The organism is Chitinophaga sp. XS-30 (assembly GCF_008086345.1).
Taxonomy (GTDB): Bacteria; Bacteroidota; Bacteroidia; order Chitinophagales; family Chitinophagaceae; genus Chitinophaga.
Window position 1 is genome coordinate 5,127,623 of record NZ_CP043006.1, and the last position, 18,322, is coordinate 5,145,944.

Sequence of the window (18,322 nt, forward strand, 5' to 3'; positions counted from 1 at the left end):
ACGGGACTATATTCAAGATTTTCCACGTTTCTAAACAAAAAATAACCTAACACTACATGTAACCACTATTTACACTTATTAATTGGTCCTGCACGTGCAACCGGCAGGATAACCAGATCGTATCCATGATCCGGAACGGGATATGTCAGTTTCCTCACCGCCGCATGACCGGCAGTCGGATGCTATTCACAGCCCGCACCGGGATACACACAGTGAACGGACACCCATTTATTTGACCAAAAAATTCCAACGGATGAAAAAACGCAATTGGCGTAGCCATGCCATTCAAAAAACCATGCATATTGGCTGTTGCATCATGATCATGCTGGGTACGCAAACCTCATTTGCTGCCCCTTCAGCAGGGCCGGCCGCAAATACCGGCGGGCACTTTCAGCAAATCATCATAAAAGGCAAAGTGACGGATGAAAACGGCGAAGCACTGATCGGCGTGAGCGTCGGTGTGAAAGGTACGCAGACCGGTACATCAACCGATGCCAATGGCCGGTATTCCATTGCGGTGAATGACAGGTCTGCGATACTGGTATTTTCTTACCTGGGATACAAAAATAAAGAGGTCTCCGTATCCGGCAATCCGGCCATAGATGTGGTGATGGAAATGACGGCGGAAAATCTGCAGGAAGCCGTGGTGATCGGTTACGGAACGCAAAGAAGGGCGGATGTGACCAGCGCCGTAGCTTCCGTCAAGGCGAAAGATTTCGTGAAAGGTCCCGTGCTGGATGCAGGCCAGCTATTACAGGGCAAGGTGGCCGGTTTAACCGTAGGGTCACCCAGCGGCAACCCTACAGACGGCACACAGATCCTGCTCCGCGGCAATACCACTTTGTTTGGCGCAAATGCCAATCCCCTCGTGATCATCGACGGCATTCCCGGTGATCTCAAAACAGTGGCGCCGGAAGACATCGAATCCATCGATGTGTTAAAAGACGGTTCATCCGCAGCCATTTACGGCGTCAGGGGCTCCAATGGCGTGATCATCATCACCACGAAAAGAGCAAGAGGCGGGGCCGCAACCAGCCTTGATTATAATGGCTACGCCACTACCCAGGTCATTGCCAGAAAACTGGATATCCTTACCGCACAGGATTACCGCGACCAGATAAAGGCCGGCACCCGGCTCGCTGCATGGGATGCCGGAGCGGATACGGACTGGCTGAAAGAAGCCACCCGCACACCGCTGACACAGGTCCACAACCTGACGATCAGAGGCGGCAACAGCACCACCAATTACCTCGCTTCCGCCAACTACCGCGCTTTGCAGGGCATCTATAAAAAAAGCGATAACAACACTTTTACCGGCCGGATCGATGTGAACCACAGCATGTTCGACGACAAGCTGAAGCTGAACATCGGGATACTGAACCAGACCAATAATTACACCAGGAACAATAACGGCGGCAATAGCTTCAATGGCTGGATCTACAGGCAAACGATCATCCGTAATCCCACGGAACCGGTGTACAACGAGGACGGCGATTTCTATGAGCAAACAGGGAATTTCGACTATGAGAACCCGCTCGGCCTTTTGTACGAAAGCGACGGGGAATCGAAGAACGTCAACTCACGCATGAACGCCACGCTTACATACCGGCCGATCAGCAACCTGAAACTGTCTGCCCTCTTCTCCTATTCCCGGTTCAACGGAAATAACGGCTATTCGGAAACAAAAAAACATATCTCCACCATCAAAAGCGGCGTAAATGGCTTCGCCTCCGTAAGCTCCAACTTATCGATCGACCGGCTGACGGAATGGACGGCAGAATACTCGAAATCCATAAAGCACCACAATATTGTAATACTGGGTGGTTATGGTTACCAGGAGAACGTTTCCACCAATACTTATACGGATAACCAGGACTTCCCGACCGATCTTTTCGGCTATAACAACATCGGATTGGGAGAAGGGATCAGGAATAGCCTGGCCACTATCAGCAGCGGGAAATCCGAAACAAACCTCATCAGCTTTTTCGGCAGGGTAAATTACAGCTACCAGGACAGGTATCTGCTCATGGCTAGTTTACGGCGGGAAGGGGCCAGTCAGCTCTACGGCGCCAATGACCCCTGGGGTAATTTCTGGGCGGTTTCAGGTGGCTGGAGAATATCGAACGAACCATTCATGCAGGATCAGCATCTGTTTGATGACCTGAAACTGCGCGCAGGATATGGCATTACCGGGAATCCGCCGTTAGCCGGCTTCCTCAGCCAGCCGCTGATAAACTACGGGGATTATGTGTACACCAATGGTCAGTGGACGAGGATACTGGTCCCGGCCACCAACGCCAATCCCTTTATCAGGTGGGAAGAAAAGGCGGAAGCCAATATCGGGCTTGACTTCAGCATGCTGAAAGGCAGAATAAGCGGTAATATAGATGTGTACAACCGCCAGATCAGGGGCCTGCTCTATGAATACCAGGTGCCAAGCCCGCCTAACCTGTACCCCAGAACAACGGCCAATGTCGCCAAAATGGAGAACAGGGGCATAGAGGTCATATTAAACTTCGTACCGGTATCCTCCGGCGATTTTGTATGGAATACCAGCGTTAACTTCTCCACCAATACCAACAAGATCATCAGCCTGTCAAACGAACTGTACCAGGCCACTACGCCGTATTTCACCACAGGATTTGCCGGCATACCGATCCAGACATTTACCAGCATTGCATTTGTCGGGAAGGGGATCGGCGATTTCTACGGGTATAAAGTGATCGACGTGGACGAGAACGGCAAATGGATCTATGAAGGCCGGGACGGGGAACCCGTTAATTATGACGATTTCGCCCATAGTTTTGAAGATAAAAAGGTGATCGGCAACGGCCTTCCCAAATATTATGCGGGATGGAACAACAGCTTTTCCTACAAGCAGTTTGACCTGAGCGTTACCATGAGAGGCGCATTCGGCTACCAGATACTCAATTCCCAGAGAATGTACATGGAAAATCCTGCCATACAGAACTACAACATCCTGAGATCGGCTTACGACCCGGTTTTCGGGAAAACACAGCTGAACGTAAATGCTCTGGAGTTTAACAGCTACTACCTGGAGAACGGGAATTTCTGGAAGGTGGATAACATTACAATAGGGTACAATTTCAAGAACATCAAAAGCAAAAGCATCAAGGGCGCCCGCATCTACGCGTCATCTTTGAACACGTTCACTATCACCAAATACAAAGGGCTGGACCCGGAAGTGAACAGAATGGGCTTAAGTCCGGGTATAGATGATCGCGACAAGTACCCTACTACCCGCTCATTTACTTTAGGTGTGAATCTGAATTTCTAATCCGTAAAAAACAGACGATGAACAAGCTCAAAAAAATCCATCTATATATAGCCGTAGTCACCTCCGTTATTACGGTATCTGCCTGTACAAAGCTGAAAGACCAGCCATATTCCGCTATCATATCCACCGAATTCAATCCCACCCAGGAGGATATCGCGGCATTGGTAGGTGCGGGATATTCGCAATGGCGTTTTGTGCTGCTGGACTGGAATGGCCTGTGGCGCGCCCAGGAAGTTACGGGCGATCAGCTGGTGATCCCCAAGCGCCCCTGGGGATGGTTTGATGATGGTGTTTACCAGCGGTTGCACAAACATACCTGGACTACCGATGATGATGTGGTGAATCAAACCTGGGGCAGAACATACGCAGGCATCACGAACTGCAACAGGATACTCTACCAGATAGAATCCGGCCTGATCCCGATCACCGACGGCAAGGAAGCCACTATCGCGGAGCTGAAAGTGCTCCGGGCTTCCTATTATGCCATATTGTGCGACTTCTACGGGAATGTTCCCATCGTTACGCAGTTTGATCTGCCGGCCGGTTTTCTGCCTGAACAAAATACCCGCCTGGAAGTCTATAATTTCATCGTCAGTGAACTGGTTGAAAACATCCCTTTACTGAACACTGAAAACAACGCGGCCACCTACGGGAAATTCAATAAATGGGCCGGGTTCACGCTGCTGGCCAAAATGTACCTGAACGCCGGCGTTTATACCGGAACACCGGAATGGGCCAAATGTATCGCCGCCTGCGACAGTGTGATCAATTCAGGTGCGGGATATATACTGGAGCCCGCTCAGAAAAATGTATTTGTAACAGAAAATCAAAATTCAAAGGAGATCATTCTGGCTATACCCATGGATGAAGATTATACCAATAACTGGAATGCCTTCGACCTGCATATGCAAACACTGCAGCAGGAGAACCAGGCAACGTACAATCTCAGGAACACGCCTTGGGGAGGCATCTGCGCCATTCCGCAATTCATCAATACATTTGATCAAAGCGATGCACGGTACGAGAACAACTGGATAAAAGGCCAGCAATACACTTCCGCCGGCCAGATGTTATACGTGGCGCAGGGAGACTTCACCGGTGCTCCGCTGGCCTTTGTCAATGAATTGCCGGGGCTTGAAAAGGGAGAATCCGTTCACGGCTTTCGCCTGAACAAATTTGAAATAAAACCGGGTTCCACGAACCGGCTGAGCAATGACTATCCCCTCTTCCGTTATGCGGAGGTGCTGATGATGAAAGCAGAAGCCCTCCTTCGCAACGGCCAACCCGATGCCGCCGCTACCATCGTTACCGAGGTGAGGCAGCGGAACTTTACCTCCGACCCCGCAAAAGCCGTTGTTACCGGCGCGCAGCTGATGATGGGCAGCTCATATGCCTATGGCTTGAAGGACGAGGTAAATAACCAGTTCACCAATGAAGGCGGCGCCGATATTCAATACGGAAGGTTTCTGGATGAGCTGGGATGGGAATTTGACCAGGAAGGGCACCGGCGGACGGATATGATCCGGTTCGGAGCGTTCACTAAAAAATCATGGCTGTCGCATGCAGCCACCAACAATATTAACAGGACCTTGTTCCCGATACCCAGAACAGAAATAGAGAAGAACAGCAACCTGGAACAGAACCAGGGTTATTAAACAAAAACAGATGTTGAACAAAAGCACACTTCCCGTTTTATTACTTTTTTTCTGCTGCCTTACCGCACAGGCACAATCCGCAAAAGACTTCCATACCTGGGCGGCAACACCGCCCATGGGCTGGAACAGCTGGGACTGCTTCGGGCCCACCGTCACGGAAGCAGAAGTGAAAGCCAATGCGGATTACATGGCCGAACATCTGAAAGCCTACGGCTGGAACTATATTGTAGTGGATATCCGCTGGTATGTGCAGAACGATAAAGCGCACGGTTATAATGAAAAGGACCCGGCCTACGTGATCGACGAATACGGCAGGTTCCTGCCTGCCGAAAACCGCTTCCCTTCCGCCGCAGGCGGCAAGGGCTTCAAGCTGCTGGCGGATTACATCCACAGCAAAGGCCTGAAATTCGGCATCCACATCATGCGGGGCATTCCCGTGGAAGCGGTCCGCCGCAACCTGCCGGTGAAAGGCACGGGCGTAACGGCCGGGGACATCTATTCGGAAAAGGACCAATGCCGCTGGCTGAAGGATATGTACACCATCGTTCCCGGCAAAACGGGCGCTCAGGAGTACTACAATTCCCTGTTTGAGCTATACGCCTCCTGGGGCCTCGATTTTGTGAAAGTGGACGATCTGTCCTCCCCCATCTATTTTGAGCAGGAAGTGGAAATGATCCGCAAAGCCATAGACCGTACCGGGCGCAAGATCGTGCTGAGCACCTCGCCCGGTGAAACGCCCATCGCCCATGCAGCGCATGTGCAGCAACACGCCAACATGTGGCGCACGGTAGGCGATTTCTGGGACAACTGGAAGCAGTTGAAGGAACATTTTGCCGTATTCGAGCGCTGGAACAAATGGCGCGCGCCCGGCGCCTATCCAGATGGGGACATGCTCCCGCTCGGCCACATCGGCATCAGGGCGGAAAGAGGGGATCCCCGCATGGCGGCATTCACAAAAGATGAGCATTATACGCTCATGACCCTCTGGTGCATTTTCAAATCACCCCTGATGTTCGGCGGCCACCTGCCGGACAACGATCCGTTCACCCTGTCGTTGCTTACGAACAGGAATGTGCTGAAAGTATTGCATGAAAGCACGAACAATAAACCGCTATTCCGGGATGAGGAGAAAGCAGCGTGGGTAGCAGAAGAACGCGGCACCGGCGCCCGGTACCTGGCGGTTTTTAATCTCGCGGAGCAGCAGGCCCCGGTCCCGGTAGATCTTGAAGCGTTGGGATTTGCATCATCCTGTGAGGTCACGGACCTCTGGTCAGGGAAAGCACTGGGTAAATTTTCAGGAGCGTTTTCTCCGGCCATCAACCCGCACGGAGCTGGTTTGTACAGGATAACGGGCCTTTAGGGCCGGATGTATAAAAAGCCGGTTCAGGCTTTTACCACCCATTCCAGGAAGTTGGGCATCACGCCTGCCCATGTGGCCAGGTCGTGCTTCCCTCCTTCCACCAGGGTGTATTGAATATGTTTGCCCTTTTCATACCCTTTTTCCTCCAGTAATGTCAACAGCTCCTCCGTATCCAGCACAGCATCATTCCGGTCTGATCTTTCATCTTCCGTACCTGCTTCGAAAAAGAACCGGAGATCAGGGTTGAAACGCCCTTCCTTTACCTGGCGGTGCATGATGCGGTGATGATTGTCGTCATTCGAAGAACGCCACCAGAGGGAACCGGAGAACACCCCGGCTTTCCGGAAATGCTGGGGATTGTTCCACACAATATCCAGCGCGGATAAGCCGCCCATCGAAAAACCCGCGAAGGTCTTGTCCGGGAACGACTGGTGGTAGCGCTGCTGCAAAAAAGGCAGCAATTCCCTTACGACAAAACGCGTGTACAGCCCAGCTTTACAGCCTCTGCCCTGGTAATCCACATGCTTTGCCGTACCATACTCCTGCAGCCGCTGCGGCCCGGCATGAATAGCCACCACCCAGAGCGAAGGATGCGTGGTATCCTGCAAATGCTCCAGCATCGCCGGAAACCCGATCTGTTCCAGTTCCTGCCCGTCATTGATCAGCAATAAATGCGGGGTCTCCCGTGTATTCGCCGGCAGATAGACATCGAAGCCTACTTCCCTTTGCAGGAAGAGGGAGTATTGACCAAAGGATTCTTTTCTGGGAAGCATAAGCGGACGGGTTATATTGCTAAGTTAAAAAAAATGCGGATATTCACAACAAACACGCCGCAGGAATAACGTTATCTTTAAAAAACCCGATCCTTTGACAGAAAACTACTATACATGGCATTCTCCTCATACCGGCCGGAATTTTGACATGCTGGTCTTCGGCGACCGCGGCTACCCCCTCATCCTTTTCCCCACCTCCATGGGCAGATATTACGAAAGCAAAGACCGCGGGCTGATCGATGCCATCCGCTGGTTTGTGGAACAGGGCCATGTAAAAGTGTACTGTCCCGATGGCATGGACATCGACAGCTGGTACAACCGCCAGGCGCCCCCGGCAGAACGCGCATTGAACCATTTGTTATACGACGCCGTTATCTTTCATGAGGTACTGCCCCGTGCAGCGGAAGAAACAGGTTTTGAAAGAGTGGCCGTAGCCGGATGCAGTTTCGGCGGCTATCACGCGGCCAACTTCGCTTTCCGGCATCCGGAAAAAGTATCGTACCTCTTTTCCCTGAGCGGGCTGTTCGACATCCGGTCCAGAACAGACGGGCATTACGATGACAACGTCTATTTCAACAATCCTATGGATTTCATGCCGGACAATCCGCATCCGGACCTCTGGAGAATGGGCATTGTACTGGGTGTGGCGGAACGGGATGTCTGCCTCGGGCAGAATGAACAGTTCTCCGGCATCCTCCGGAACAAGCAGATCAGCCACTGGCTTGACATAAGACCGGATACGGTACACGACTGGCCCGTCTGGAAACAGATGTTGCCGCACTACTTGTCGCTGATAAAATGAATTTCATCACCGTAATCAATATTTGACGGATGAAGAAGATCGGTATTTTATTCGGACAGGAAAACTCCTTTCCCCAGGCCTTTACGGAGCGCGTCAACCGCACCTGCGGCCCGGGGCTGACCGCTGAATTTGTAATGATCGACAAAGCCCTGCAGGGAGAACCGGAAGACTACGCCGTGATCATCGACCGTATCTCGCAGGATGTGCCATTCTACCGTGCCTGGCTGAAGAACGCCGCCCTGGAAGGCACCGCGGTGATCAACAACCCTTTCTGGTGGAGCGCGGACGAGAAATATTTCAATAATGCGCTGGCTCAGCATCTTGACATACCGGTGCCCCGGACGGCATTACTGCCCTCCTTCGAACAGCCGCCCGATACCGATGCCCGTTCTTTCCGTAATCTGCGTTATCCGCTGGACTGGGAAGCCATCTTCTCCAGGATCGGGTTCCCGGCCTATATGAAACCCTTTGCCGGTGGCGGATGGAAAAACGTTTACCGGGTACAGGACCGGGAAGAATTCTTCAGGATACACGCAGAAACGCAATTGGAGGTGATGATGCTGCAGGAAGAGATCGTTTTTGAGGAATACTACCGCTGCTACTGCATCGGCGGCAAACACGTCCGCATTATGCCCTACGAGCCGCGTAACCCGCAGGCAGACCGCTACAAGGCCGGTTTCCAGCCCACCAGGGAGCTGATCTCCGCCATGGAACATTCCGTACTGGAGCTCAACCGGGCATTGGGGTACGACTTCAATACCGTGGAGCTGGCCGTCCGCAACGGCGTTCCCTATGCTATCGACTTCTGCAATCCGGCCCCGGATGCGGATGCCGCCTCCGTAGGCGCCGATAATTTCGAATGGGTGACAGACACCCTGGCCGCCTATGCCATCGAACGCGCCAAAACACAGCAGTTCGGGAAAGACAACCTGACCTGGGGCACCTTCATCCGGAAAGCAGCACACCAACATTGACATAAATTTTCCGATCTTCACAAATATGAATTTCTCAGCCTTTACGCTCGGTATCGAAGAAGAATATATGGTGATGGACCCGCAAACGCGGGAACTGCGCTCCCATGAGCAGAAAATCGTAGAGCAGGCGCAGAAAGTGATCAAAGACAAGGTGAAAGCCGAAATGCACCAGGCCGTTGTGGAAGTGGGCACACAGATCTGCAGCAATATACACGAAGCCTATGACGATGTGATGTTGCTGCGCAAGACCATTTTCCAGATAGCCGGTGAACTGGGCTTCAGCGTCGGGGCCGCCGGCACCCATCCTTTCTCCAAATGGGAGAAACAGCTTATTACCGACCATCCCCGGTACTTTGAACTGGTCAACGAAATGCAGGACGCCGCCCGGTCCAATCTCATTTTTGGCCTGCATGTGCATGTAGGCATGGAGAACCGGGAAATGGCGCTGCACATCGCCAACAGCGTCCGTTATTTCCTTCCCCACATCTTCGCCTTGAGCACCAATTCCCCCTTCTGGGAAGGGCGCAACACGGGCTTCAAGTCCTTCCGCACCAAAGTCTTCGATAAATTTCCCCGCACCGGCATCCCGGACTATTTTGCCAGCATCGAGGAATATGACAACTACATCAAACTATTGGTAAAGACCAATTGTATAGACAATGCCAAGAAGGTCTGGTGGGACCTCCGGGTACATCCCTTTTTCAATACCGTGGAATTCCGCATCTGCGATGTACCGCTGACCGTGCAGGAAACCATCACCCTTGCCGCGCTTTTCCAGGCGGTATGCGTGAAGATCTACAAGCTGCGCATGCAGAATCTCAACTTCATTATCTATAACCGCGCGCTGGTCAATGAAAATAAATGGCGCGCTTCGCGGTACGGCATAGACGGGAACCTGATCGATTTCGGGAAGGAAATGGAAGTGAATACCCGCGCCCTTATCTATGAACTGCTGGATTTTGTGGACGATGTGCTGGACGACCTCGGTTCCCGCGCCGCTGCGGTGGGCGGAACAGACAGGATACTGGCCGGAGGCACCGGAGCGGACCTGCAGCTGCAGGTGTTCTCCGAAAAAGAAGACCTCGTGGCCGTGGTCGATTACATACAATCGAGATTCCTGGAACAATGACCGTCCTGCATCATTCCCGATTTCTGGCTAAATTTGCAGGAGATGAAGCCGGTATGTTAAACATCCGGGGCTCCATCCAGCCCGCAAAAATTAAAAATAACGGATGAAAGTAGCTGTGCTAGACATGTACGAAGGCGTACCGAATGAGGGTATGCGCTGTATCCGCGAACTGCTGATGGACTTTGCGGAACAACAGCAGATACCGCTGCAACTGAATGAATTTGATGTACGCCTCCAGCAGCAGGTGCCGGACCTGGGGTATGATGTATATATCTCCACCGGCGGGCCGGGCAGTCCCCTTGAAAGCGCCGGCAATGCCTGGGAAGAAGCCTATTTCGGCTGGCTGAACGATCTGCTGGCCTGGAACCATGTACCGGGCAACCGCAAAAAATACGTCTTCCTCATCTGCCATTCCTTCCAGATCGTCTGCCGCTATTTCGCCGTAGCCAGGGTCTGCAAACGCAGATCTCCCGCATTCGGCGTGTTCCCCGTGCATAAAACGGCCGCCGGAGAAGAGGAACCGCTGTTCAACGGCCTTCCTGACCCTTTTCATATTGTGGACAGCCGCAACTGGCAGGTGCTGCAGCCGGATGAGGAGAAACTGGCCGCCATGGGCGCCAGTGTGCTCGCTATCGAAAAGGAAAGGCCCCATGTGCCACTCGAAAGGGCCACCATGGCCATCCGTTTCAATCCATATATGACCGGCACCCAGTTTCACCCGGAAGCCGATGCCGGGGGGATGCGCAAATACCTGATGGTACCCGCCAAAAAACAACGGGTGATACAGGAACACGGCGAAGAAAAATACCGGAACATGCTGGAACTGCTCACGGAACCGGACAAAATACTGCTGACCCATAATACCCTGTTGCCCAATTTCCTGCAGGACGCCCTGCAGCAGCAATTGCAACAGTACACTTAAACCCGGAACATCATGATCCCTGCAGTCCGCCAACAATATAACCAAACCTTCACCGTTGCAAAATACGGGGCGCTGCAAGCGGCGCTGACGGCGGAAACCGGCATAACGCCCCCATTCCGGGTAGCGGAAACGCCGGTATTCCTCCCTGCCTCGCTATGGCAACAGCTGACGGACGCCGGCGAAGCCATCATCGGGCTGCTGCTGCAACCGGATTTCCTGGAGCTGACGGCCTCCGCGATACCCAAGGGCCGGAGCGTACCGGGAGAAAGCGCCCATTCTTCCTTTGTGATCATCGACTTTGCCATTACCCGCACCGAACATGGCACCCTGGCGCCGCAGTTGATAGAACTGCAGGGCTTTCCCAGCCTGTTCGCATTCCAGGAGCTGCTGGCCCGGCAGTACCGCGCAGCGTTCGACATCCCGGCGGACCTCCGGCACTTCCCCACCGGGCTGGACACCGGAACATATACCGCATTGCTCCAACGCACCATCCTGAACGGACATCCACCGGAATCGGTGATCCTCCTGGAAGTGCTGCCGCAACAGCAGAAAACGCTGATAGACTTTACCGCAACGGAAAAAATGCTCGGCATCCGCACCGTTTGCGTAACGGAACTTATATCCGAAGGCAAGAAACTGTATTATGAGAAGGACGGCCGGAAGATCCGCATCCGCCGCATCTATAACCGCATGATCTTTGAAGAGCTGGAAAAACACAGCGAAGTGGCAGACCTCGCTGACATCTTCCGGCATGAGCTGGATGTGGAATGGGCCCCGCACCCCAACTGGTACTACCGCATCAGCAAATACCTGCTGCCATTGATACACGGCCCGTTCGCGCCACGGGCCTGGTTCCTCCACGAGATCCCCGTGCTGCCGCAGGACCTGGAGAACTATGTGCTCAAACCCCTCTACTCCTTTGCGGGGCAGGGAGTGATCATCGATCCCGCGCAATCGGATATCGATGCCATCGAAGACCCGGAGAACTGGATATTGCAGCAGAAGGTACAATACGCACCCGTGATAGAAACGCCCACCGGTCCCGCCAAATGCGAAGTGCGCCTGATGTACTGCTGGCCCGATGATGCGCCGCTGCCCGTACTCGCGTTTAACCTCGCCCGCATCAGCAAGGGAAAGATGATCGGCGTGGGGTATAATGCGGACCAGGAATGGGTGGGCGGCAGCTGCTGCTTTTATGAAGGATAATACCTAAATCACAGATATGCAACGTCTCAACATCAGTTCAGGCGCCCCCTGGGAAGCCAAAGTAGGATACTCCCGCGCGGTACGGATCGGCAATGTGGTGGAAGTTTCCGGCACTGTTTCCGTGGATGGCGACAAGATCATCGGCATCAATAACGCCTATGAACAAACGAAACATGCGCTTGCGAAGATCGAAGCGGCGCTGGTAAAAGCCGGTGCTTCACTGCATGATGTAGTGCGTACGCGGATGTTCGTCACAGACATTTCAAAATGGGAAGAGATCGGCCGTGCACATGGCGAGTTTTTTCAGGCCATCCGCCCGGCGACCACCATGGTAGAGGTCAGGAGCCTGATAGAGCCTGGTCTGCTGGTGGAAATAGAAGCCACGGCCATCGTAGGGGGCGCAGCGAAATAGCCGCAAGTCTTCTCGTGAAAATGCCGGTATATAAAAAAATGGGCCGCCCATATGTGGACAGCCCAGGTATCTTTCTGCGCTTCAGCGTTTATCCGGGGAACTGTTCTCTCCAGTTCGTCATGCCGCCCACAAGGTTCTTCGTGTTGGTGAAACCCATCGTATCCAGCAACATACAGGCCTGACCGCTGCGGTTGCCGCTTTTGCAATACACGATCAGTTCCTTATCCCGGAATGCTTCCAGTTCATCCACCTGCATGGCCCGGATGTCACCGAGTGGCAGATGGATGCCGCCGATATTAAATTCTTCCCTTTCATGCGGTTCGCGAACATCTACGATATGCAGTTCTTCGCCGCTATCCAGGCGTTTTTTCAGTTCTTCCGCGGTGATATTTTCCATGGTAGTTTGATTTTTTTGATACTATAAAGTTATGAAGCCGGCGCGACTTAAAATAACGGATAAAAGATCATTCTCCGGGAGCAGGTGCCGGTTGCGGCAACCCCGTGCTGTCCCTTACCGGCCTTTCAGCCGACAACCAGAGGTCAATACCCTCCCCGGCGCGGATCAGGTTCAGTTCACCCAGCGTATTCCTGCGAGCGGGCATCTGCTTGAACACAAAAGCGCCCAGGGTGTCCGTCACTCCGCCATCGAACAATACAATGCCGATATTGAGATTGCTGGCAGCCAGCACTTCCCGGGCCTCCATATAGGTCAACCCTACGATCTCCGGCACCGGGTTCTCCATACTGCCTGTTCCGCTGCTCAGCACCAGTGTAATATTACTGCCTTCGGGAATCTCCTTGCCGGCCTTGATAGGCTTGCCATTGAGCAGCTGCTGCAAAACGGTATTGGTCGCAAAATCCGGTTTGTAAATAGTATCCCCCACATTCAGGCGTCGGGCTTTCAGCGTCATTTCCGCACTGCGGAAGGTCAGCCCCTCCAGGTCAGGCATCGGCACCATCGGTGGCACCACTTTATTCACGGTAAGGTAGACGGTCCGGTTCACTTTCACCACATCTCCCCGCTCCGGCGTTTGCTCATATACCAGCAGCGCCTGCATGGTATCGATATACACGGAATCCCGCACTTCCACACCAAACCCAAGGCCTTCCAGTGTTGCAGTAGCCGCTTCGATGGATTTGCCCCTGATGTCAGGCACCGTTACCACTTCTCCGTGGCGGGTGAGAAAACCCAGCGAAAAAAAGAAAAGAAAACCCAGCACCACCGCTAACCCCAGGATTACCAGCACGTTAAACCCAAAAGAACGCCTGGTGACTTTGTCGAATAATTTCATCCGTATAATTTTTGTCTTTCCATCTCCGCGATGGAGCCTTTTGTATAAGGAATAATCAGGTCAGGCATTCTTCAATAAGCATGCCGTAAAACGCCTGCAACGTCATACCCGCTGCCCTCACCTGCTGCGGAACGATGCTGTTCTCGCTCTGGCCGGGCATGGTGTTCACCTCCAGGAAGTACACCTCGCCGGTGCCCTCTTCCAGGATGAAGTCTGCCCGCACAATGCCCCGGCAGTTCAGCCGGTGATAAAGCTCCTTCGCTGCCGTGCGGATCAGCTCCGCCGCTGTTTCCGGTATTTCGGCCGGCGTGATCTCCTGGCTGATGCCCGGCGTGTATTTCGCCTCGAAATCAAAGAAATCTTTCGTGCTGCGGATCTCCGTCAGCGGCAATACATGCATCTCTCCCTGTGCAAAGAAAAGTCCGCAGGTCACTTCCGTACCTTTGATGAACTCTTCGATGAGCACCTGGCTGTCTTCCGCGAAGGCCTTTTGGATCGCGGGCTCCAGTTCCTCCGCCTTCGCTACCTTGCTCATGCCTATGCTGCTGCCCCCTTCGGCGGGCTTTACGAATACCGGCAGGCGGAGCTTTTGCAGGATCTCCGCGGTGTCGTACGGTTTATTGCGGAATATGTGTATGGAGCGGGATACCTTCACCACATCCAGCGCAGCCACTACCTTGTTGCAATAGCTTTTGTTGAACGTCAGCGCGGATGCCACCAGGCCGCAGCTGGTATAGGGGATGTCCAGCATCTCGAAATAGCCCTGCAGGCGCCCGTCTTCTCCCGGCGTGCCGTGTATGCCGATGAAAACCGCGTCAAAAGTGATGTGTTTGCCGGCGATCGTCAGGCTGAAGTCATTCTTGTCCACCTCATATACACCGCCATCCGCGGCCGTATAACGCCAGCCTTCCTTGGTGATCACGATCTTGTACACCGTGTAAAGGGCCGGATCGATATTCTTTTCGATCACGGCGGCGCTCCCCACAGAGATCACATATTCACCGGAATACCCGCCGGCTACCAGGGCAATATTTTTAGTCATAAGAAAAAGATGAAAAATTTAAGGGATAAAAGTAAAAATTAAAACGATATCCCTCAATTAAATAAAAAGGAAGACTTCCATACGCCGGAAACCTTCCCTTTTACTTTCAAAGTCTTTCGATTTTCACTTAGAGGTGTAAACGAGCTTTCTTTTCCATCAGTTCATCTACCGTTTCCTGGTACATTTCGTCCGGTACACAGCAGTCTACCGGGCAAACCGCGGCGCACTGGGGCTCTTCATGAAAACCCTGGCATTCAGTACATTTATTGGGTACGATGTAATAAGTATCCACGCTTACGGGGGCATTGCGCTGATCGGCATCCATTTCGGAACCGTCCATAAGGGTATAGCTTCCTTTTACTGTTGTTCCGTCAGCCAGCGCCCATTCTACTCCGCCTTCGTAAATGGCATTATTCGGGCATTCCGGTTCACACGCTCCGCAGTTGATGCACTCGTCTGTTATCTTAATTGCCATGATGTAAACTTTTTGTTTAGGATGTAAGCCATTAATTTTGCTTCAAAAATAAAATATCTTCAATTCAATACTCAATTTATTTCCGGGAAATGATGGATTTATCACAAAAAAAAGCGGCTTTAACTCGTCTGGGAGCGTATTTGAGCGGTCAGGGAACAGCAGCGGAGCGTGACAGCCTGCAAGCTGTGAAGGAAAAGGCATACATACATAACGGCTGGTTCACCCCGGAATTTACGGACCTGGCCATAGCAGGCATCTGCCGTCAGTTTTTACAGCCGGAAGCACTGGACGCCTGGTTGACCGCATATCCGGGCTTCGGCGAACCCGCCGTGCCCCGGAAAGTAGGGATCGTGGCCGCAGGCAACATCCCGCTGGTAGGGTTCCATGACTGGATGACGGGCTACCTCTCCGGTCACGATATCCGCATCAAGCTCTCCTCGCGGGACAATGTGCTGCTGCCGCATATCCTGGACAAGCTGAAGGCATGGTACCCGGAGGATAATTCCACCACCATCCAGGAAATGCTGAAAGATTGCGACGCCTACATCGCTACCGGCAGCAACAACTCCGCCCGTTATTTCCACTACTACTTCTCCCAATACCCCCATATCATCCGCCGGAACCGTACCTCCGCAGCCCTGCTCACCGGGGAGGAGACATCCGCGGAACTGGAAGCCCTCGCCGATGATGTGATGCAGTACTTCGGCCTGGGATGCCGGAATGTGACGAAGGTGTTCGTGCCCCAGGGTTACGATTTCGAGCCGCTGCTCGCCGCCCTGAAGAAGTACGACCATCTTGGCGAGCATCATAAGTATAAGAACAATTACGACTATAACCTCGCGCTCTACCTCCTGAACCTCTCGCCCTATAAAACGAACGGGAACGTGCTGCTTCACGAGCAGGAAACGCTCTTCTCACCGCTGAGCGTGCTGCATTACAGCTTTTATGACGACAAAGCACTACTGGAAGCGGAACTGCAGCAGCACCCGGACCTGCAATGCCTCGTGGGAAAAGGGCACATCCCGTTCGGACAGGCACAGCAACCCGCGCTCACCGATTATGCGGATGGCGTGGACACCGTGGAATTCCTGCGCGCATTGTAGCATACCGCGGCCACACCGCAGCCGCTAACAAAATGACACATCTTATTGTTATACTGACAGGCGCCGCCATACTTTTGGCAGTGCCTGTTCCGTTTATTTAAGGCGGCTTTAACGAATGACCTAAAAATCTGTTAAATGCATAGATGTTACAACGCTCAATAGCCTTTCTACGTTAAATTTGTAAGCAAGGGCATATAAATTGATACATAAAGGCCGTAGATTATTCATGCTTTTTTGACCTTTTAAAACCAATTGCAAATATGAAATTCAAACAAGTTGCGGCCACCGTTCTTATCAGCGCAGCCACCGCGTTTGCGAGCATATTTGTCTACAGCAAATATTTGCAGCCCAAACCGGAAGGACTGTTCCAGAACGGTTCCGATGATATCCCTGTCAACTATGCCAGCTATACTCCCGGAACGATGCCTAACGTCAACCTGACGCCGCCTACCGACTTTCAGCAGGCGGCCAGAATAGGCACACCGGCAGTCGTGCATATCAAAACGAAGATCAATCCGCGCCAGCTGAACAATAATATCCAGAAAAGAAGAAGCCTGCTCGAAGAGTTCTTCGGCGAGCAATTCGATGACGGGAATTCCCGCCGGTACTATGTGCCGGGCCAGATGGCTTCCGGTTCCGGTGTTATCATCGCGGATGACGGGTATATCGTTACCAATAATCACGTAGTGGACGATGCGGACGAGATCTCCGTAACGTTGAGCAATAACCGGTCTTACAAGGCCCGGGTAGTCGGCACCGATCCGAATACGGACCTGGCTGTCATCAAAATAGACGCTTCCGGCCTCCCCTATCTCCTGTACGGCGATTCAGACGATATACAGGTTGGGCAATGGGTGCTGGCCGTGGGTTATCCGCTGAACCTGGAAACTACGGTAACAGCGGGTATCGTGAGCGCCAAAAGCCGGGCCATCGGCATCAACACCCGCCAGCGCAGGTCCGCCATCGAATCCTTTATACAAACGGATGCGGCGGTGAACCAGGGCAACAGCGGCGGCGCCCTCATCAATACCGCGGGTGAACTGGTAGGCATCAATGCCGCCATCGCCTCACCCACCGGCGCTTATGCGGGATATTCCTACGCCATACCGGTGAACCTGGTGAAAAAAGTGGCGAATGACCTCGTGAAGTTCGGCAATGTACAACGGGCGTACCTGGGCATCGAATACAACGATCCGTCCAGGATGACCGAGGCACAGCTGCGCGAACAGCAAATGAGCCGGGACATGGGAGGCATCAAGGTGCTGGGCGTACCGCCCACCGGCGCTGCGGCAGCCGCCGGAATCAAAGAAGGTGATATTATCACAAAAATAAACGGTGTTTCTACCGCATCAGTTCCTGAACTGATGGAACAGATCAGCCGATACAAACCAGGTGATAAAGTGAGCATCAATTACATGCGAAACAACAAAGAGTACACCGCCAGCGCGGTCCTGAAGAACCTCGACGGGAATACGGGCATCGTTAAGGCAACTGTACTCGATTACCTGGGGGCTGAACTGAGCCCGCTGAGGGCCAGCGACGCGGAAAGACTGGGGATCAATGGCGGCCTGATGGTCACCAATATCAACAGCGGCCTGATCAAGAAACAGACCACCATGAAGTCGTCATTCGTGATCCTGAAGGCAGATGACACCGGCATCGCCTCAACGGACGACCTCAAAAATGCCCTGACCGGCAAGAAAAAAGTGCGGCTGGAAGGTTTTTATCCGTCAGACAGGTACTCGAATATCTATTATTACGACCTGGACCTGAGCAACAGCGTAGCTTTCTAGCATCATATGCATGTGTTCATAAGTGTTTTCATATAGGTTTTATAGGTTAGGATTGAAGGCCTCCCGTTTCCGGGGGGCCTTGCTTT

16 protein-coding genes are annotated in these 18,322 nt (G+C 52.9%); 11 read left to right on the forward strand and 5 right to left on the reverse strand.

What is annotated here, in order from left to right; all coding sequences use genetic code 11:
* Positions 1-253: 253 nt before the first annotated feature.
* The 3 genes from FW415_RS20620 to FW415_RS20630 are packed head-to-tail and all read left to right on the forward strand — an operon-like array spanning position 254 to position 6,313.
* Positions 254-3,298: a TonB-dependent receptor gene (locus tag FW415_RS20620; RefSeq protein ID WP_246858822.1), complete on the forward strand. Its 3,045-nt coding sequence runs from the start codon at positions 254-256 to the stop codon at positions 3,296-3,298.
* A gap of 17 nt (positions 3,299-3,315) precedes the next feature.
* Positions 3,316-4,953: a RagB/SusD family nutrient uptake outer membrane protein gene (locus tag FW415_RS20625; protein ID WP_148388803.1), complete on the forward strand. Its 1,638-nt coding sequence runs from the start codon at positions 3,316-3,318 to the stop codon at positions 4,951-4,953.
* A 10-nt stretch (positions 4,954-4,963) separates the two neighbouring features.
* Complete coding sequence (locus tag FW415_RS20630) at positions 4,964-6,313, forward strand: glycoside hydrolase family 27 protein (protein ID WP_148388805.1); 1,350 nt, start codon at positions 4,964-4,966, stop codon at positions 6,311-6,313.
* A 23-nt stretch (positions 6,314-6,336) separates the two neighbouring features.
* On the opposite strand, the gene FW415_RS20635 is transcribed toward FW415_RS20630, so the two are convergent.
* Positions 6,337-7,086 carry an esterase family protein gene (locus tag FW415_RS20635; RefSeq protein WP_148388807.1) on the reverse strand — a complete coding sequence of 250 codons (750 nt, stop codon included), beginning with the start codon at positions 7,084-7,086 and terminating at the stop codon, positions 6,337-6,339.
* 94 nt (positions 7,087-7,180) lie between these two features.
* Between FW415_RS20635 and FW415_RS20640 the strand changes: the two genes are divergently transcribed.
* The 6 genes from FW415_RS20640 to FW415_RS20665 all read left to right on the forward strand — a co-directional run bounded on the left by FW415_RS20640 (position 7,181) and on the right by FW415_RS20665 (position 12,531).
* Positions 7,181-7,888 (forward strand): esterase family protein, encoded by a 708-nt coding sequence (locus tag FW415_RS20640; protein WP_148388809.1) that lies wholly within the window; start codon positions 7,181-7,183, stop codon positions 7,886-7,888.
* A 29-nt stretch (positions 7,889-7,917) separates the two neighbouring features.
* Complete coding sequence (locus FW415_RS20645; protein WP_148388811.1) at positions 7,918-8,862, forward strand: RimK family alpha-L-glutamate ligase; 945 nt, start codon at positions 7,918-7,920, stop codon at positions 8,860-8,862.
* A gap of 25 nt (positions 8,863-8,887) precedes the next feature.
* Complete coding sequence (locus tag FW415_RS20650; protein ID WP_148388813.1) at positions 8,888-9,991, forward strand: carboxylate-amine ligase; 1,104 nt, start codon at positions 8,888-8,890, stop codon at positions 9,989-9,991.
* A gap of 103 nt (positions 9,992-10,094) precedes the next feature.
* The gene (locus FW415_RS20655) at positions 10,095-10,913 is read left to right on the forward strand and encodes a type 1 glutamine amidotransferase (protein ID WP_148388814.1); all 819 of its coding nucleotides are present in this window, start codon (positions 10,095-10,097) and stop codon (positions 10,911-10,913) included.
* 12 nt (positions 10,914-10,925) lie between these two features.
* Positions 10,926-12,119 (forward strand): hypothetical protein, encoded by a 1,194-nt coding sequence (locus FW415_RS20660; protein ID WP_148388816.1) that lies wholly within the window; start codon positions 10,926-10,928, stop codon positions 12,117-12,119.
* A 16-nt stretch (positions 12,120-12,135) separates the two neighbouring features.
* Positions 12,136-12,531 carry a RidA family protein gene (locus tag FW415_RS20665; protein ID WP_148388818.1) on the forward strand — a complete coding sequence of 132 codons (396 nt, stop codon included), beginning with the start codon at positions 12,136-12,138 and terminating at the stop codon, positions 12,529-12,531.
* A gap of 88 nt (positions 12,532-12,619) precedes the next feature.
* On the opposite strand, the gene FW415_RS20670 is transcribed toward FW415_RS20665, so the two are convergent.
* From FW415_RS20670 to FW415_RS20685, 4 genes are all read right to left on the reverse strand, one after another.
* Positions 12,620-12,928, reverse strand: a complete 309-nt coding sequence (locus FW415_RS20670) for a rhodanese-like domain-containing protein (RefSeq protein ID WP_148388820.1) — start codon at positions 12,926-12,928, stop codon at positions 12,620-12,622.
* A gap of 67 nt (positions 12,929-12,995) precedes the next feature.
* Positions 12,996-13,823: a PASTA domain-containing protein gene (locus tag FW415_RS20675; RefSeq protein ID WP_148388822.1), complete on the reverse strand. Its 828-nt coding sequence runs from the start codon at positions 13,821-13,823 to the stop codon at positions 12,996-12,998.
* A 55-nt stretch (positions 13,824-13,878) separates the two neighbouring features.
* A complete protein-coding gene (locus tag FW415_RS20680) occupies positions 13,879-14,865 on the reverse strand; it encodes a D-alanine--D-alanine ligase (RefSeq protein ID WP_148388824.1) in 987 nt (328 codons plus the stop codon).
* A 127-nt stretch (positions 14,866-14,992) separates the two neighbouring features.
* Positions 14,993-15,340 carry a 4Fe-4S dicluster domain-containing protein gene (locus FW415_RS20685; RefSeq protein WP_148388826.1) on the reverse strand — a complete coding sequence of 116 codons (348 nt, stop codon included), beginning with the start codon at positions 15,338-15,340 and terminating at the stop codon, positions 14,993-14,995.
* Between the two features lie 89 nt (positions 15,341-15,429).
* On the opposite strand from FW415_RS20685, the gene FW415_RS20690 reads away from it, so the two are divergent.
* Complete coding sequence (locus tag FW415_RS20690) at positions 15,430-16,443, forward strand: acyl-CoA reductase (protein WP_246858823.1); 1,014 nt, start codon at positions 15,430-15,432, stop codon at positions 16,441-16,443.
* Positions 16,444-16,703: 260 nt separating this feature from the next.
* Positions 16,704-18,236 carry a S1C family serine protease gene (locus FW415_RS20695; protein WP_148388828.1) on the forward strand — a complete coding sequence of 511 codons (1,533 nt, stop codon included), beginning with the start codon at positions 16,704-16,706 and terminating at the stop codon, positions 18,234-18,236.
* Positions 18,237-18,322 lie beyond the last annotated feature (86 nt).

Excerpts from the sequence above, each read along its gene's own strand:
- FW415_RS20620 (WP_246858822.1), top strand. The coding sequence starts at position 254 with ATGAAAAAACGCAATTGGCGTAGCCATGCCATTCAAAAAACCATGCAT.
- FW415_RS20625 (WP_148388803.1), top strand. The coding sequence starts at position 3,316 with ATGAACAAGCTCAAAAAAATCCATCTATATATAGCCGTAGTCACCTCC.
- FW415_RS20630 (WP_148388805.1), top strand. The coding sequence starts at position 4,964 with ATGTTGAACAAAAGCACACTTCCCGTTTTATTACTTTTTTTCTGCTGC.
- FW415_RS20635 (WP_148388807.1), bottom strand. The coding sequence starts at position 7,086 with ATGCTTCCCAGAAAAGAATCCTTTGGTCAATACTCCCTCTTCCTGCAA.
- FW415_RS20645 (WP_148388811.1), top strand. The coding sequence starts at position 7,918 with ATGAAGAAGATCGGTATTTTATTCGGACAGGAAAACTCCTTTCCCCAG.
- FW415_RS20650 (WP_148388813.1), top strand. The coding sequence starts at position 8,888 with ATGAATTTCTCAGCCTTTACGCTCGGTATCGAAGAAGAATATATGGTG.
- FW415_RS20655 (WP_148388814.1), top strand. The coding sequence starts at position 10,095 with ATGAAAGTAGCTGTGCTAGACATGTACGAAGGCGTACCGAATGAGGGT.
- FW415_RS20660 (WP_148388816.1), top strand. The coding sequence starts at position 10,926 with ATGATCCCTGCAGTCCGCCAACAATATAACCAAACCTTCACCGTTGCA.
- FW415_RS20665 (WP_148388818.1), top strand. The coding sequence starts at position 12,136 with ATGCAACGTCTCAACATCAGTTCAGGCGCCCCCTGGGAAGCCAAAGTA.
- FW415_RS20670 (WP_148388820.1), bottom strand. The coding sequence starts at position 12,928 with ATGGAAAATATCACCGCGGAAGAACTGAAAAAACGCCTGGATAGCGGC.
- FW415_RS20675 (WP_148388822.1), bottom strand. The coding sequence starts at position 13,823 with ATGAAATTATTCGACAAAGTCACCAGGCGTTCTTTTGGGTTTAACGTG.
- FW415_RS20680 (WP_148388824.1), bottom strand. The coding sequence starts at position 14,865 with ATGACTAAAAATATTGCCCTGGTAGCCGGCGGGTATTCCGGTGAATAT.
- FW415_RS20685 (WP_148388826.1), bottom strand. The coding sequence starts at position 15,340 with ATGGCAATTAAGATAACAGACGAGTGCATCAACTGCGGAGCGTGTGAA.
- FW415_RS20690 (WP_246858823.1), top strand. The coding sequence starts at position 15,430 with ATGATGGATTTATCACAAAAAAAAGCGGCTTTAACTCGTCTGGGAGCG.
- FW415_RS20695 (WP_148388828.1), top strand. The coding sequence starts at position 16,704 with ATGAAATTCAAACAAGTTGCGGCCACCGTTCTTATCAGCGCAGCCACC.